At 48.5% G+C, this 15976-nt stretch carries 15 protein-coding genes; 1 reads left to right on the top strand and 14 read right to left on the bottom strand.

Annotated elements, in window-relative coordinates; translation table 11 throughout:
- Positions 1–2: 2 nt before the first annotated feature.
- The 6 genes from ACQ6WK_RS05045 to ACQ6WK_RS05020 form a co-directional block, all read right to left on the bottom strand.
- Positions 3–899, bottom strand: coding sequence for a nucleoside hydrolase (locus ACQ6WK_RS05045; protein WP_432799657.1), 897 nt, complete (start codon positions 897–899; stop codon positions 3–5).
- A 49-nt stretch (positions 900–948) separates the two neighbouring features.
- Positions 949–2511 (bottom strand): sodium:solute symporter family transporter, encoded by a 1563-nt coding sequence (locus tag ACQ6WK_RS05040; RefSeq protein ID WP_432799656.1) that lies wholly within the window; start codon positions 2509–2511, stop codon positions 949–951.
- 18 nt (positions 2512–2529) lie between these two features.
- On the bottom strand, positions 2530–4377 hold the full coding sequence (locus ACQ6WK_RS05035) for a sialidase family protein (RefSeq protein WP_432799655.1): 1848 nt from the start codon (positions 4375–4377) through the stop codon (positions 2530–2532).
- Between the two features lie 196 nt (positions 4378–4573).
- On the bottom strand, positions 4574–5497 hold the full coding sequence (locus tag ACQ6WK_RS05030) for a dihydrodipicolinate synthase family protein (protein WP_432799654.1): 924 nt from the start codon (positions 5495–5497) through the stop codon (positions 4574–4576).
- 125 nt (positions 5498–5622) lie between these two features.
- Positions 5623–6360: a prepilin-type N-terminal cleavage/methylation domain-containing protein gene (locus ACQ6WK_RS05025; RefSeq protein WP_432799653.1), complete on the bottom strand. Its 738-nt coding sequence runs from the start codon at positions 6358–6360 to the stop codon at positions 5623–5625.
- Positions 6361–6443: 83 nt separating this feature from the next.
- Positions 6444–7490, bottom strand: a complete 1047-nt coding sequence (locus tag ACQ6WK_RS05020) for an autotransporter-associated beta strand repeat-containing protein (protein WP_432799652.1) — start codon at positions 7488–7490, stop codon at positions 6444–6446.
- 203 nt (positions 7491–7693) lie between these two features.
- Here ACQ6WK_RS05020 and ACQ6WK_RS05015 point away from each other — a divergent pair, with 203 nt between their 5' ends.
- Complete coding sequence (locus ACQ6WK_RS05015) at positions 7694–8500, top strand: helix-turn-helix domain-containing protein (RefSeq protein WP_432799651.1); 807 nt, start codon at positions 7694–7696, stop codon at positions 8498–8500.
- A gap of 342 nt (positions 8501–8842) precedes the next feature.
- On the opposite strand, the gene ACQ6WK_RS05010 is transcribed toward ACQ6WK_RS05015, so the two are convergent.
- The 8 genes from ACQ6WK_RS05010 to ACQ6WK_RS04975 all read right to left on the bottom strand — a co-directional run bounded on the left by ACQ6WK_RS05010 (position 8843) and on the right by ACQ6WK_RS04975 (position 15910).
- Positions 8843–9307, bottom strand: coding sequence for a hypothetical protein (locus tag ACQ6WK_RS05010; protein ID WP_432799650.1), 465 nt, complete (start codon positions 9305–9307; stop codon positions 8843–8845).
- Positions 9308–9419: 112 nt separating this feature from the next.
- On the bottom strand, positions 9420–9989 hold the full coding sequence (locus ACQ6WK_RS05005; protein ID WP_432799649.1) for a hypothetical protein: 570 nt from the start codon (positions 9987–9989) through the stop codon (positions 9420–9422).
- Between the two features lie 471 nt (positions 9990–10460).
- On the bottom strand, positions 10461–10766 hold the full coding sequence (locus ACQ6WK_RS05000; RefSeq protein WP_432799648.1) for a hypothetical protein: 306 nt from the start codon (positions 10764–10766) through the stop codon (positions 10461–10463).
- A gap of 244 nt (positions 10767–11010) precedes the next feature.
- The gene (locus ACQ6WK_RS04995) at positions 11011–11322 is read right to left on the bottom strand and encodes a hypothetical protein (RefSeq protein ID WP_432799647.1); all 312 of its coding nucleotides are present in this window, start codon (positions 11320–11322) and stop codon (positions 11011–11013) included.
- 39 nt (positions 11323–11361) lie between these two features.
- Complete coding sequence (locus ACQ6WK_RS04990) at positions 11362–12624, bottom strand: tyrosine-type recombinase/integrase (RefSeq protein WP_432799646.1); 1263 nt, start codon at positions 12622–12624, stop codon at positions 11362–11364.
- Between the two features lie 330 nt (positions 12625–12954).
- Positions 12955–13305: a hypothetical protein gene (locus ACQ6WK_RS04985; RefSeq protein ID WP_432799645.1), complete on the bottom strand. Its 351-nt coding sequence runs from the start codon at positions 13303–13305 to the stop codon at positions 12955–12957.
- Between the two features lie 191 nt (positions 13306–13496).
- A complete protein-coding gene (locus tag ACQ6WK_RS04980) occupies positions 13497–15677 on the bottom strand; it encodes a DUF3987 domain-containing protein (RefSeq protein WP_432799644.1) in 2181 nt (726 codons plus the stop codon).
- Positions 15674–15910, bottom strand: coding sequence for a helix-turn-helix domain-containing protein (locus ACQ6WK_RS04975; protein ID WP_432799643.1), 237 nt, complete (start codon positions 15908–15910; stop codon positions 15674–15676). Before ACQ6WK_RS04975 ends, ACQ6WK_RS04980 begins: the two co-directional genes overlap by 4 nt.
- Positions 15911–15976: the final 66 nt, after the last annotated feature.

Raw genomic sequence — 15976 nt, 5'->3', positions numbered from 1 at the left:
TGTTATTGAATCTTGCAAAAGAAATCGTTGTAAATCAGATTCCGATTGATGCTATATGCAGTAAGGACGGGTCTTACAAAGGTAGTCGTGTTCCAAGTCAGGTCGCTATTGAGAGAGGGAAGTTGTGCCTGATTCATTGAAACGAAGCGATGATCAATCAATGATGCGATAGCAGCGATGTCCCATATCGGCCGAGCCCAACCGGGTTTGTTGCCAAGATAGTCTTTGAAAATGCTAAATAGATAGCGGCTTATTAGGCTACGAGTACCCAGATGAACTTCAAGCTCAGGAATCGTCATCCTGAGATGCTCGGCAACATTCTTGCACGGAATATGGATTAGGGGTGCGTTACTTTCCAGCACTTGCTTGGTGGCTTTGATGTCCATGGCAAGATTGAATTCGTTTGCCGTATGCCAGTTATATGGATGGCCCCCAAGCCAAACAACAACGATCTTCTGTGCAATAGATGGGTCAATCATCAGTGCAGAAGCAAGATTTGTTAGTGCTGCGATACAGATGACACATAGTGGTTTATCTGTTCTCTCATGCGCCTGGCGGATCAAATGTTGCACAGCATCAGATTCAGCTGGCGCATTGGTATCTGATATTAATGTTGTCGCGCCGTTGTAGATGCGCTGCTCAGAATCAATTTCAAGAAGATTGTAGATTTTCTCTAATTCAGCCATACTCATTCGCATGCCATCAGCAGGACAAGAGGTACGATCATTAATGAACGGTGCAGCATAACAGGCAAGAACATTCAAACGCTCTGGTGATAATAATGCATATGCTACGCTGAACTGGTCATCAACCTCGTTATAAGTGTCTGTGTCTATGACAACGTCGAGCGGCTTGCTATCTGCAAAGAGCGATGTATATAAATCAATGTTGATTGTCATTTTTGTATCTAAATATATTGATAACCGAGATTAAACTGAAACTGGGACTTCAAACAGCCATTACAATAAAAACAAGTATTGGTAAGGCTGCAAGGATTGACCATATCACGAGTTTTTTCTGGCTGTTGCATTTAGCTGCAATTGCACTGAAGATTATCCCCGCAATAATATCTATCAACAAGGAACCGATGGTAATCCATTGGATGCTGATTGCGTGATCACCTGTTAATGAATCCCAATAAGCAAGGTAAATAGCACCTGCCATACCGTAGATTGCACCCCAAACAGCACCGAAGGGGTTGGCAAAGGGTATAAAGAAAACAAGGAAGAATAAGCCAAACAGCGGGGAAGTAAATAGATTTGCTGTCTTAAAAGCAATATCAGTAATATTGCCCTCAACCTTGCCAACGATTGAGCTAAACAGAACAATGATGACGCCGATTGCAACAGAGATTAGCATGGCTTGTTTTACATGGCTATTAGCGTCGTCTGGATTTTTCTTAAACCGATTAATGCAGTCAGATATAACGACTGATGAGACGGAACTGATACCCGAATCCAGACTGGACATTGCAGCGGCGCAAAGCGCGACGACCACAAGACCTGCGGCTCCACGCGGCAAATGATGCACGATGAAAAGCAAGAAATGATCATCGGCATCACGAGCCATTTCAATGGCTTGTGGAAATTCCTTGAAGAAGGCCATAAGCGCAAAACCGACAAGTCCGAGAATCGGAAGAACGACAACGTAGGCACCAAGCCCCCATGCGTAGGAGTGCCTTGCTTTCTTGGCATTTGGGGTAGACATGAATCTTTGAATGATGGTCTGGTCGCCGCCTGCGGTGCATGTATACCATGCGGTGAAGTGGACGATTGTGCCAATGAGAGTGACTCTAACATAAGGGTCTGCGGGGAAAATGGGTTGTTGACTCCAAGAAGGATCCCATTGTTTGGGGAACCAAGGGGAGATGCCGCCAAAGGCCCACGTAATACAAATTAAGGTTAGAAGTGCGCCGCCAAGCAGTAATATGAACTGAATGAAGTCGGTTACGACGACGGCACGGATGCCGCCAAGCGCGGTGTATGCGACGGCGACACTGCCAAGTCCGATGGCGAGCCATGGTTGAGCTTCAATGGGTAAGCCAAAAAGCATTAACATCGCGCGTGTAGAAATGTACACCATGGCGGTCATCCACATTAAGCGGAGGATGATAAACATAGTGGCGCCAAGTATTCTTCCGGTGATGCCTAGTTTTGCTTCGAGTAACGCGTAGGCGCTGATATGTCGTTCTTTAACAAGACGGGGGATGAGAATGTAGCCGACGATGATGTATGCGAATGGGAGAGAGAGTATGCTTGCGAGCATGACGGGGCCGTGCTTGATCGTTTCACCGGGGGCGCCGAGGTATGAAATGGTGCTGACGAGTGTGGCGAATTGTGAGATGCCGACAACCATCGCACCCATACCTTTTCCGGCGATGAAGTATTCTTTAACATCAGTTTGTTTGCGGAAGTACCAGATGCCTAGACCGAGCATTAATGCTGCGTAGGCGAGGATCATCATCCAATCAAATGTATTTAGGCCTTCGTGATATGGTAATGCATCACTCATTATTGGTAATATCTTTCTTTACTTCTTTGTTACAGATTGCCATGTTTTACCGAAACGGATGTCATCGATATGAGCGGTGACTTGTGGGCCGATGACTATTTTTAAGCCGCGGATGATACTGTTTTGCTCAACTGATTGTGAGATTTCGTAATGAGTTGGTTCGTTGCGTGGGGCGGTGTCAGTATTGAATCCGGAGATGAAGAACTCATCAGGCTTATTACGGTGTGTGATGATCTTGCCAACAAGCAGGGAGGGTTGCTTGAGTGGCGTTTTGCCGCTCCAATAGGCGGATTTTGGTGATCCGGTACCAAGTTGTGTAGCACCTCTGCTGTTGAGGCCGAATATGAGCGGAGCATTGATGGATTCGTCGATGAGGGCGAGATGGATGTATGCTTTGCTTTTTGAGAAGTTTGTTCGTTGGATTTTAGCGCTGAAGTAGAGGGTTTGATTTTCAGTGTTCAGATCAAAGCCCCATGAGTCGAACATACGTAATGCTTGAGCGCTGGTGTCGTTTCCTCGACCGGTTGCGTGCTTTTTATTTGATATCTTTATATTATGTCTAACTTTTACCCATTTATCAGAAAAACCAAAACCACTTTTTTCATTAACAAATGGGTGTTTTTCAATTAGGTCGTTTTCTTTATAGTTGAATGGCTCAGATGCGAGTATGGTTGGCAATTCATACCATGGTTTTAGGGTAACGGTTGTTGGCGTGCGTGGATAGTCGGGAAGGTCGTTGTTCATGGCAAGTTGAGAGATTGGGATGATGCTTAGTTCGCAATCCTCCTTGCCGACGGAGTAGATGACGTATAGATTTCCATCATGTTCATAGCAGTATGGATATTGCCAGCCGGGGATTTTGTGTTCACCTGGGTAGAGGGGCTGTCGAGTATGGCCCTGTCTGATTTTCCATGCATAGGACAGTGTGCGTTCGCCGGGTTTGCTTACGGCGATAAGTAGTGTTGATCGATCCATTGCGTCGAAGTCGGACATGTTTGAGACCACGTAAAGTTGATCTGTGCTAAGTATGCCGGCGTAGACTTTTGATCTTGCCATCGGGTAGTTTGATGGTTTTGCGGTTGTCCATGTTTTACCGTTGTCGTGGGATTCAGAGATGCCGCAGGTATTGTGCCTTTCGTTTCGCATGAAGGCGATGATGCGGTTGGTGTCGTAGACGATTGAGGTTTCGGAGTATTTTTCGCCTTTTCTAGTGGGAATAAGTGAAAAATCAAAGTGATTGAAGCTGCTGTCGCGGCTGATGAGTACCCCAGAGCGGAATCCGGTGTCAGCGGAGCCCATGATCCAGCGGCCATCTGGGATTTGTTTTGGTGCGTCGATTGGTCCGCCCGTTTCGGAGACGATGCCATGACTTGTCCAGGAGTCAGTTGTGTCGTCGTAGAGAAAGGCTTCGGTGAGAACGTTCTTATTCTTAAAGATGGGGTAGCGATATTTTAGACCGAATGCCCAGAGTTTACCGTTTTGTATTGCAAACACTCCATGTGTACGGGCGTCGTCACCGGGCAGATCGCTGCCGATGTAACGTGGTTCGTTCCATGTATAACCGTTGTCGTCTGATACGGTGTAACGGAATGTCTCTTCGGCGCTATTTTCATCGACTGGGCTATTACCAAAACTCGCAAAGAGCTTGCCTTTGTATTCAATGATTGCTGCGCCATGGAGGAACTGCATGCCACCTTCAATGGCTTTGGTGACTTTGATGTGTGTGATGTTGTCAAGGAATGGCAAGTCGTTCACGGTTTTGGGGAGTGTAGGGCCTTCCCATAGTGTGTAAACATTTTGTGCATAGGAAAGGGTTGAGAAGAACGTTAGTAATAGGAAATATGCTATCGTCGATGCGTACTTCATTTGAACTCCATGTGGTGTGGGTGCGTTGTGTGTTTGCGGTTTGCAAGCACGTGGTCGTTGATCGTATCTAAGCAGGCGGATTGTTGAATGATCTATGACGTGTGTGTACGAAAAGAGTCCCGCACACACACATCATAAACCAAATTGGATTCGTCGCACTGTCGGTTTCGTTATTTTAGAAAATACTTGAGCGACATCAGGCTAATGCTGCTGCTACTTCTTCAGCAAACAAGTTACTGACAATGCCTTGTAGTTTTTCTTCAACATCTTTTGTAACGGGGAGCATTGGTGGTCGAACGGTGCCGACATCTTTTCCGCGCATTTCGAGGCCGCGCTTGATGATTGCAATCCAGTCTGCTCGTTCGCCGTTTTGACCGACTGTGGCAATTTCTACAAATGGCAGGATTTCGTACCAGAGGTCTTTTGCGAGGGTGTAGTCGTTGTCATCGATGCATGTGTGTACGAATTTGGACCAGCGGTGAGGATCGAAGTTTGCGGTGCCAGAGACCCAACCAGTTGCACCATATGCGAATGCACCCATGGCGTTGTTATCGTGGCCATAGAAAAACTCGATCTTGTCGCCGACTCGCATCTTCAGACGTGCGATTGTGTATGGATCGGAGTCCGCATCTTTCATGTATTGGATGATGCCATCGTTTGCGAGACGTTCGAGCAGTTCAACACCCAGTTGGATGCCGGTGACTGGTGGGTTGTTGTAGATCATGATCGGTACATGTACGGCCTCGCGGAGTGCTTTGAAGTGTGCATATACTTCACGTTGCGTGTGGACTTGATACCACGGACTGATTACGAGTAGTCCGTCGTAGCCCATTTTTTCAGCGTATTGACTTCTCTCTATGGTCTCGGCAGTGGACATGCCGGCGCCACCTGCAAGCATAGGGACGCGGCCAGCAACTTGATCCTTGGTGATGTGAAGAACGGTTTCCCATTCTTCCCGCGTTAGATTCATGAACTCGCCGGTGCTGCTGCCTGCGCAGAATCCATCTACCCCGCCATCGATCATATAGTCGATATGGTCGCGAAGACCTTTTTCATTGATTTTGCCATCCGCGTGGAATGGTGTGATTAGGGGAGGATACAAACCTCTAAAAACTGACATTATTTTACTCCTGTAGGGAATTAGTAGACGCAGTATGATTGTGCTCTGTACAACGTTGAATAGAGCGAATCAGATTGCAATTGGATTAAATCAAAATTGATGTTTAGCGGACAAGGTTAAGTAAGCTATGGTGTGTAGCTGGTATCTAATGCGTATCCGCCACGATCAATAAGTCCGGGGGTGGGGTCAACTTCCAACAATGTTGCGTGCCCATCGACAAACAAGATGTTGGCGAGATACTTCGTGCGGTCGGCATCATGCCAGTTTGGGCCAACATAGGTACTGGGATGGTGTGATGTTGAGAACCACATCATTGGGTCGCCAAAAACGGCGATGCTTGTTGAGTGTTTGATATGTGAGATGCGTTTGTTTGGTAGTGATGGGTTGGAGGGGCTTCCGCCGGGTGGGTAGTAGTTGTAGATGTATGAGGTGCCGAAGCGTCTGTAGAACTCATTATTGTCGCCGGTGGGTGTGCCTTTTTCCGGTGAATTATCAAACGGGCAGTGCATGAGTGGCATGTAGGTGTCGGGCTCACAGTTGCGTGGCGTACCGATGTATTGATTAAGGACGCGCTTGTCAGCGCCGAATGTGCTAGATGTGTGACCGGTTTGATTTCCCAACGATCCAGCAATGAGAAAGATGCTTGTATGGTTCTCATCGCTTGGAAAGAAGCCATCGCTTTCTACGCAGTACGCTGCAACGCCGATACCCAGGTTGTGCAGGTTGCTTGTGCACAGCTGGGTGCGAGCGGCATCACGGGCTTTTGAAAGAGCTGGTAGCAGGATTGCGATAAGCAGGGCAATGATTGAAATTACTACGAGCAATTCTATCAGAGTGAATGCTGGGTGTTTGGTTCGTGTCATGGTAACCTCATTGCGGTTTATATATACACTTTGGGTTATGGTTGTTGACGATTCGATGATTCACGCGGTGGTATTAGGCTTGCTCAACATGTGCGTTTACGGCGAAGAGGGAGCACGAGGAGGGCGCCCATCAGGCTTAGGATGGATGAGGGCTCTGGTATCAGCATGGATACGTTGATTTGCCCGCCGCTGTAGTCGATAGTGTCAATCGTGTAGCTTGTTTGATTGATGATGTTCGCAAATTCGGTTCCTAGAAGGGTGCCGTAGGATGCGATGGTGAAAGTGCCGGAGTCTGTGATGCCCGCATCGTTAAGAATGAGTGTGGCGTTTGTGATGTCGAGTGTTTCGGATACATCGAGTTTGTCTGCGTTGTTGTTGTCGGAGAGGTCTGCGAAGTAAAGACCATTAATCGCAAGATCGTGTGTGATTGCAAGCGTGTCGACATTGTTTTTGTCTCCGCCGGTAATGGTGCCGTTGGATGAAATCATGACGTTTCGATTGATGGTGCCATTGCCGCCAAGCATGGCGTTAGCGGCGACTGTTACGTCAGCCGTTCTGTCATCCAGCGATCCGTTGATGAGTAATGTGCCTTCGTTTACGTTGGTTTGGCTGTAGCTATTTGATTCGCCATTGAGGATGAGTGTGCCTGCGCCTGACTTGTCTAAGTTTCTACCGTTGCCGCTGATTTTTTCGTTCATGTCGATTGTGTGATTCTCTGCGGTGTGCCATGTTTGGCTTGATCCGAGATAGATGCGTGCATCGATGGTGATTTCACCGCCAGTTGCGCCAGCGTCGAAGTTGATGCCTGCATCGCCGATCGCGTGTGTGCTGGAGCCGTTCCATGCAATGTGCCAGCCTGCACCTGTGAAGTTCCAACCTTTGGAGTTTCTGCTTGCATTGATGCGAGGTTGATTTGGGATACTTGTTGGGTCGTTGAATGTTGCGATGTCGTCGTTCAGATTATTGGCGGGCATCGTGCCGGTGTCCCAGTTTCGGCCATCGGTCCAGTCGGAACTGTGGCTGCCATCCCAAGTAACGATTGCGGCGTGTCCGAGTGTTGGCAACGTAAGCAGAGTGGTTGCAGATATGATGGTTGCTGCCAGTTTGGTTGTGTGTGCTGCTTCTCTCATTTCATTCTCCTTCGGTCCTATTTTTTAGAAAACAGTTTTTGAGTTGATAAGATTTGCATGAACGCTTTCGTTTGTTATTGTTTGCAGAGACACCATACTGCATGGATAATTACTGTAAACACAGCACTTACAAAATCTAAGATATCGCATATCTAGGCGCGCGATTTGGCATAATAGATCAGGAAAAGGCAGGCGGTAGACGTATGAAGCATGCAATCACACCGATCCAAACATCCACGGAAATCAGGGCTTCGGTCGAAGTATTGGCGTCTCGGTATGCGGCGATCAGGGCTGGTGATGGGGAAAGTGTCGAGCCGTTGTTGGCAATATTTGATGAAATGATGCTGATTGCCAAGACGAGTGATTACATCCGCTTTTTTGATGTGGACAGGCGGCTGCACTTACAGATTGTGCGGATGGCGGATGTAGAAGGGTTAGAGGAGGTTTGGGGGATCGCAAGAAAGCTACAGGAAAAGTTTCATATTGGTACGTTGCAAACTTGTTGGCCTGACTTGCAGATACTATTTGAATCACATCGCCCGTTAGTTGATACGATTTGTAATGGTGATCCTATTGCAGCACAGAATGCTGCACGAGATCATTTGCAGGCGATCTGGTATCGCATTGCAGAGCAAGCGAATGATCCATCACTGCCAAATGATGCTGTATCACGAGTCACTGCATACATTGCTTTTCATTTTCAAGATACATTGACTATCAAATTTTTGGCTAAACATATTGCGGGTGTCACCGAGGGTCATCTTGCGAGATTATTTCGTGCGGCCCATGGATTGAGTATCAGTACATACATATGCAATCTTCGTATGTATAAGGCCGCCAGTCTACTTGAACTTTCTGAACTCCCAATCAGTCAAATTGCGCAGCAGGTTGGGTACAACGATGGCTCGCGTTTTTCAGAACATTTTAAGAGACAATATTCAATTTCGCCTTCACAGTTCAGACAAAAACAAAAAGTCCAGGCGACAGTACACTCATTGTCATTGTTATGAGTCGTATTGGCTAAAGCGTGCCATGAACTCTATATGTCCTTGTTCGATCCTATTGCCAATCTCTTTGGCGGTGCTGTGTAAATCTGATATTCATTGGAAGACATCGCTCAAGACGAAGGCGACTGAACACATCAAACGCTACTCTGTCGAATCCTGCTCTAACTTCCTGTTACATACAAACATATCCGGGTTTTGACGGTTTTGTCGGTTTTGACGGCGCCTCCGGAAGAAAACGCGCTCAGCGTAGCGACCCACACCCGTATCCACACAAAAACCGCCGCGAGCCACGCGTCCTTGGCTCAGCAGCGGTGGTCAGGTTCGGTCTGTTGTTTTGTCTCTCGGTTACCTGCTGAATTTTTTGCGTGTGGCTTTTTTCTTTGGTTTGTTCTTGCTGCCTTTTGGTCTGCCCCTGCCCTCGCGCACGTTGCCATCTTCATCGTAAGAGAAGGATTCCTTCGCGGGGATGATGCCGCCAGTTAGCCCGCCATTGTTGTATTTGTTCCGCACACTCGACACACGATCAAACACCAGCGATTCGCGTCCCGGGAACTCCTTGTGCATGGCGGCTGAGATCTCGGCATCGGTCATGCGGTTCTTCTTGGCTGCACTGGCGTTCTGTTTAAAGAGTAGCGCCCAGTATGCCTGAATGCCGAGGCCAGTGGTTTTGCCCTTTGGACGTCCTGCAACACCGCCCGGTCCGCACGTGCGTTTTTTCGTTGCGGCTTTCCTCGCGACCTTTTTCACTACGCGTTTAGCAGGTGTTTTCTTCGATACCTTCTTCTTTGTGGTCTTCTTTTTCTTTGCCATGTTCAAGTTCCCTTTCTGGTTGTAGCCCGTTGGGCGTGTTCATTCTGCCCCGGTATTTCATGTTTATGTCTGCACATCACTCCATCTCAATTCCATATGGTCAACTTCCCTTTCAGTCGCCCCAAACACACGAGATGACTTTACCTGTCTTCTTATCTACCTTTGCCGTGACCGACTGGGGAACAACGCCGCCAAAGCTGTTGGTGCCTCTGAACTTCATGGTGACGACATAAGAACCACCTTCGTTGAGCTTGACTGTACTGATATGATCAAAGCTGTCGGGGTTCTTCATCTGCTTCTTCACGTAGGCAACCAGGCCGTAATGTGAGCCATCCCAACTGCTGAACTTTGCGGCTCTGGGTGTGACGTTGGCGTTTCTTCCTGTTTTGCCAGACGAGTCATCTTGGCTTACTGCAACAACAATCGCGACGATGAACAGCACCACCACAATGACAAGCGCAATGGGTCCGGCGGTGGTGTTGAACTTGTACATCCCGGGATTCTCTTCACGCTTCTTCCTCATCGCTTCCTTCATCCGAGCGATCTCAGCTGCGCGTCGCTCTTCCTTCGTCATGGGTTGTGGTGGTACTTCGGGTTGCGGTTCAACTGGTGGTGATGATGTTGCCGCTGATGTATCGAAAACGCTTTGTTCGTTCGAACTATTCTCACTGTCTGTATTCACAATCTGTTCCTTTCAAGTGCATAGATAAAGTTGAAGTGATCTTTGGTACGTGCATAAGTTGGCGCATGAAAAAAGGAGCGCCGAAACGCTGCCATCACCAGAACCCTCGCCAAAGGGCACATGACATAGCACACGAACGACGCCCCATACTGGGGGCGCGTCTCAAGTGCCACTGTCATGTTCAAGAACCTTGCGGCCCTTGTTGGCGATTTTCTGGTGAACAGCGACTTGATGACTCGCATCATCTCAAATTGTGAACCGGCCAGTTTCTATCTTTGTGGCCGGGGGTTTGTCGGGCTGAGCATTTGATGCCGCCCAAACAACAAAACATTACCTCTTAATCATAGGTGCAAATATTCGACTTTCACCAAGTTTAACATACCCGTTAGGCATGGCAAGAACCATTAAAAGCACCGGCAGGCTCTCCCGTAAGAGCAAGAACCCGCCAGCGCCATGGAAAGGAAAATCGACTTAGTCTTTTGGCGGCAGCCCGGCAATTTCCCGAGCGATCTGATTGGAAGCGCCGCGTGGGACAAAGTACGCCTCGTATCGATCTCTGTAACGGCACTGCGTGCATTCATTGCGATCACAACACTGATCTGATGTGGTATAAACCCAGTCACCACAAATCCGGCATTTTAAACGCGCATCGTAATCATCTGGCTTTGTATTGTGTTCTTCGTGCGCTGCTTCCATACTTCCATCGTTGATAAATCCGCACTCGGCCAGTTCTTCATCCGTCGTGAAGCGTTTGGGGTACTTTGTTTTATAGGCCATGGTTGGCTCCTTATAAGTAAAAGGGTGATCGTAAAGTAGAATCCACCAAGCATGCGTTAACACACTTGATCGTTGTTGGCATTACTTGTTGTTTTTGCGTTGCTCATTCATGTGGCGTTTTTTGCCTCGTTTATCTTTAGTCACACACATGCGCGCGGGTAACGGTTGCTTCACAATCTCAATCCCAAATTTCCGTTCTGTCTGATGATCGTGAAACTTCCAGAGAACTTCCGGGGGGCGGGGGTTAGTATTCACTCGGCAATAGAAGCGTTGTGAACGAGCGATCCCATTCAGTGATGATCCAGATCGTGTCGCCTACTTTGGTCACGTACGCTGAGAGCACACGGCTTTGCTTCTTAAGATCACCTTCATGTGCAATCGCCTCATCGTTAAGTTGCTTATCATCATCACACAGATCACCCCAGTCACCGGTCTGGTGACGTAAAAGGAAAGCGCCCGATCTTTGGCCCGCTCGCTCCAAGGCTTCCAGCGCACCCTGCGTGGCGACCACACGGCCAAGATCAAAAAGAGGTTTGTCTGATTGATGTCTGATCATTTCAAGCGTCCAGCCTTTCGTTTAACGATTTCATGTTCATTACCCCGCGCCGCCGACCAGCTTCAGGTCCGCGCCATTGAGCATCGCATCATCAAGTTTGTTGACCGCCTCTGGATTAGTCTTGCGGATGCTGTGCCCGTAGGTATCGACTGTCGTTGTGATGGACGCGTGGCCCATCTGATCCTTCACGTAGTTGATGGGCTCGCCGTTCTCAAGCAATTGGCTCGCGAAGGTGTGGCGGATGTCATGAAAGCGAAACCCCGCCACGCCAAGTTCCTTAAGCAATGGGTGGAACACGCGGCGTCTTAAATTGTCGCCATCAATGGGCTTGCCGATTTCATTGGGGAAGACAAGCTGGATGCTGTTGGGCTCGTTCTTGCTTCTGACCGGCACTCGGCAACGCGGCAGGCTGCCGCAGAAGCGATTCAGTAGATCACTTTGATACTTCAATAATGCCGAAGACAACTGCGTCGACATATCAATCCTGCGGTTTTTCTTGGATTTGGTGGTGCTGAAGTGACCGTGGGAGTACGAGCGACGAACGGTGATCGTGCCATGTTTAAAGTCGATATCCGACCACGCTAAACCCAATAGCTCACCCATGCGCATCCCCGTCCGAAATGCGCAGAGCAGCAGCGGGTAGTACATCGGGAATTTGAACTGAGCCAATCTAAGCAGCTTGCCAACCTGGTCGCTGTTCATAGGGTTGATGTGTTTGCTGCCATGCTCGCGTTCCGTCAATCGGCCAAGGTGCTTGCCTAACCGCAAGGCCGGGTGATTGGCGATGACTTCCTCTTCAACGGCGTAGGTAAAAATGCCGGAGATGAGTACACGGATGTTGTACACAGTCCCGTGTTTGAGCGTTTCAGACTTCTCCCGCAATAGTTCGATGACATCTCGCCGGGTGATCTTGTTCAAACGCCTGTTGCCCCACGGGCCAAGCAGGTGGTTATCGATAATGCCTTGGTAACTGGTGTAGGTGTTGCGTTTGAGGTGCCTCTTGGCGTATTGTTCCATGTACTTCTTGGCATAGTCGGCAAATCGTGGCGAGGTCATAGCCGATTCAACTTCCTCCGCCGAGATCACCTCTCCCACACCTTCCTTAATCTCGCGAAGCAGGAACCGGCAACTCGTGTCGTAAACCAGTCGGCCTAACGCCAGCCCTTCCTGAATCTCACGCGCCGCCGCCTCAGCCTGCATGCGGCTCCCGATTTTCTTTGACCGGATGATGCCGTCGTGATGCACAAACAAATGCCACGGCTTACCCGGGCCTTTGGTTTTCTGTCTTACTGTGATTCCCATCTTTTTCGAGTCCTTCGTGTTAGCGTTTCATGGGTTCGCAGGACATCTACACCCAAGGTTTTAAACCGGGTATCGTGCCATGACAAAACGGATTGATGTGTTTATTTGTTGTGTTATTTTGTAATGCGCTACCAACAATTGAGATAAAATTTTTTATCGATTCACCGCAAATGCTGCTGGCAGGCCTGGACAAGCCGCAGGCTCATCCGTTTAAAGTCTATATGTCTTCTCACATCATCTTACGCTCCTATCCATACGGGCCGGTCGCCCGGAGGTCACTGTGCACATCACAATTTGATTGAGTGTCTCATAGAGCACCCTATCACCGCATCACATCTCATTTTTCTTCAGGTCCATCTCGTTCTTTTCGAGAACCTTCGCCAATACGGCAAAGCAATCCTTGTGATGTGAATACTTATGATAGTTATCTTTAATTGCCGTTAATAAATCTTCAGGCAATGAGGTATTGAACATATTGATGTCACAGTAGAACCAGACATATTCATAAGTAAACTCGGCCACAAATGCCATCACAACTCCGATGCACATAGCATCAGGGTTTTTATATTTCGGCTGCCCATCTGGCCCAATTTCGTTTTCAAATTCCAGCACAAGCTCAGCTTCATCTCTTTCATAAAGCTTACAAAAACCCGGAATATTAAATCTGTCGTATTGTGTCATAATATTATTCCTGACTATAAGGAAGTTATTTATCACGAGGCACATACCCCGCGAAGCAAGTACTTTCTCTCTCCGTCCCTCTCCCTGGGCACTATCGATTGCTGATAAGCCCTGAGTCATTTGTTCGCCATAGAACCTCCTCGGCATCTGCCGCATACTCGGGGTTTTCAGATCTTTGAGTCACACACAAATCATGAATCGAGCAACACGTACGCCGTTGTAGGACGCCCGCCCTTATTCGTTTTCTTCGTTGGCTTCTTTTTGGCGATCCCCATCTCAACCAGTTTTTCAAGCAAATCCTCGGCTTGTTTCGAATTGTGATATCCCTTGCGGCGCGCCAGATCTCTCGCTGTGGCAGTACCACCCAACTCTTTCACAGCTTCAACAACTTTCTGCAATTCAGCGTTCTCGCCAGTCATCGAAAACAAGCTGCGATAGACTCGCACCGATTCCGCATCAAACCATCGTGTCAACGTGATAGCCTTTTCCATGACCTCAACGTCAATCTCGGATGGGTATGGCGCATCGCCACCTTCATACGCCCAATGCAAATGCTGAAGAGCCAATGCCAAACGACCTGCCCCGCCTTCCAGCTTCGCTCGCACCGACTTGATCGCGTCATGTGCACCAACCATGGCCAGACCGTTCGCATTGTAAAATCCAGCATAGGCTTCTTCTGCGTCTGTCGATAAAGGTACCTGAACTGGTTTGAGTTGCGGCTTCAGTGTCAATAATTGACCGATGGCGTCTGAATATCTTTTAAGATGCTGGCTATCGATCTGCTCGTTATTCCAACGCGACACATGCTCTGGCGGCATTGCCATGAGCAGACGCGCCGCCATGCCACTTTCAACAAAATTGTTGTCTGTACAAATTCGCCGAAACACGCCAGGCTGGATTCCACCTGTCACGCATACTGCGGCACGCGGCACATGCAAAGTTGGAAAATCGCCCGTCTTACGGTCAATAATTAATGATCTCGCACCGTGCACTGTGAGCCATGTCGCTTCATCACCACCAGCACCCTTGCCTCGATACCGGTTGAAATCACCAAACCAACCCGACAATTCATCACGCGAAAGTAGCAAACCCCGTGGATTCTGCTGCAACTTCTGAACCAGTGCTTCAATCGTGGGTTCGTTAACAACAACGCGCTTAGCCATCGGCATCTTTGTTTTATTCTGCTGCTCTTTATCGAGATCGCGATATGCGGCCAACTCGATCTCATAGTCCAGCATCAACTTACTTTGATGCGCGACCAAAGGCGCTGTGACAAGATCGATTGCAGGTGATTTTCGACTTCCTGACGAAGCGATCAAACTTGTCCAGAGCACATGTGGCTCTAACCAATTTTCCTTGAGCTGAATGACCCGAGAGTTGCCAATCGCCGCGGCAACAACACTTAGAAGTGGCACCGCGAACATCGCAGCATCCACGCACATTGAAATTGACGCGGATGAAAGAAAATCTTGCAACTCGCTTGGATATACTGCCAGCGGAAACGGCTGATATTTATTAGTACTATTATGATTGTTATATTGACTAATGCTTTTAGCGATTGAGCGAACTTCTGAAGCGGCCAGCGGCGGCTGGCATTCTATCGCATTAATCACCTGCAAGGCTTCTGTGAGCGCATTTTGTCCGATTCCGTAGCGCCTAATTGATCCCGCAAGTTGAGCCAGCGTATTATTTCGACTTCCATCTACAAAAACAGAGCCGTCTGTAGCTGCTTGCTGACCTTGAGACTCCGTATGACCGCGCTTGGCAAGACATAACTCCACCACCCATTCCGGAGCCTCTGCTATTTCATTTTCACCGAACGGGGAACCATCCTTCGCCCACCGATAAGATTTTCCTGACGCATGTTTACTAGGCGGAATCACCGCATAGCCGCCCTCGCAACGTATATCAATACCCTGCCCCAGTACATTCACGCCACTCGGCACATCAACACCATCAGGTAACACAAAATATCGATGCTGCCCGCCGCCACCTGTGAGAGATGTCACGGTCGATGGTAATTCCTCAAATTCCTCCTCCAAAGCATCTAGCGATTCAAAGCCCGATGACTTCTTGTCAATATCAATCACGAGCAATGACGACTCAGAACCAGTGGCTACACCCCAGTTCGCACTTGGATCTGATTTGAACCATTCGGCAACTTGTTTGCCATCATCACTTGCGTTGCGCAAGCCATTGCGAACCAGCTTCGCGTTTGGATGCTTGCCTGCTGAGCCACAATCAGCCTTGCCGCATGCACAATCACCATTCTTCACGGCGTGCAGCGGCAACAAAGGCCACCCCATGCGTGCCAATCTCCGTAACTGACCTATTTTGCTTAAACTTCTATAATTTTTTTTCTTCTTGCTCATACCGACTCCTCAATAATTTCCCGCAGCACTTGCTGCATTCGAATCTCTTCATCCGTTACCTGGGCCTGCGCACTCTCTATCCATTCTCGAACGGCCCTGAACGAGAACCGCACCTTGCCACCACATCTCAAATACGGCAGCGGGTTGTGCTTACGATTCCGCCAATTCCTGATCGTGCGTTCGGTCACCCCGAATCGCTGGCACAAACACTTTGTATCTACCAGATCATGCATGTATAATATCTTTTAAGCCATATGTATTGATTTTTCAATAGCTCGAAACACGTTTATTGTCTATGT

This window comes from Poriferisphaera sp. WC338 (assembly GCF_050931845.1).
Taxonomy (GTDB): domain Bacteria; phylum Planctomycetota; class Phycisphaerae; order Phycisphaerales; family Phycisphaeraceae; genus Poriferisphaera.
The sequence above is the reverse complement of the archived record's forward strand: the minus strand, read 5'-3'. Positions and strand labels throughout refer to the sequence as shown.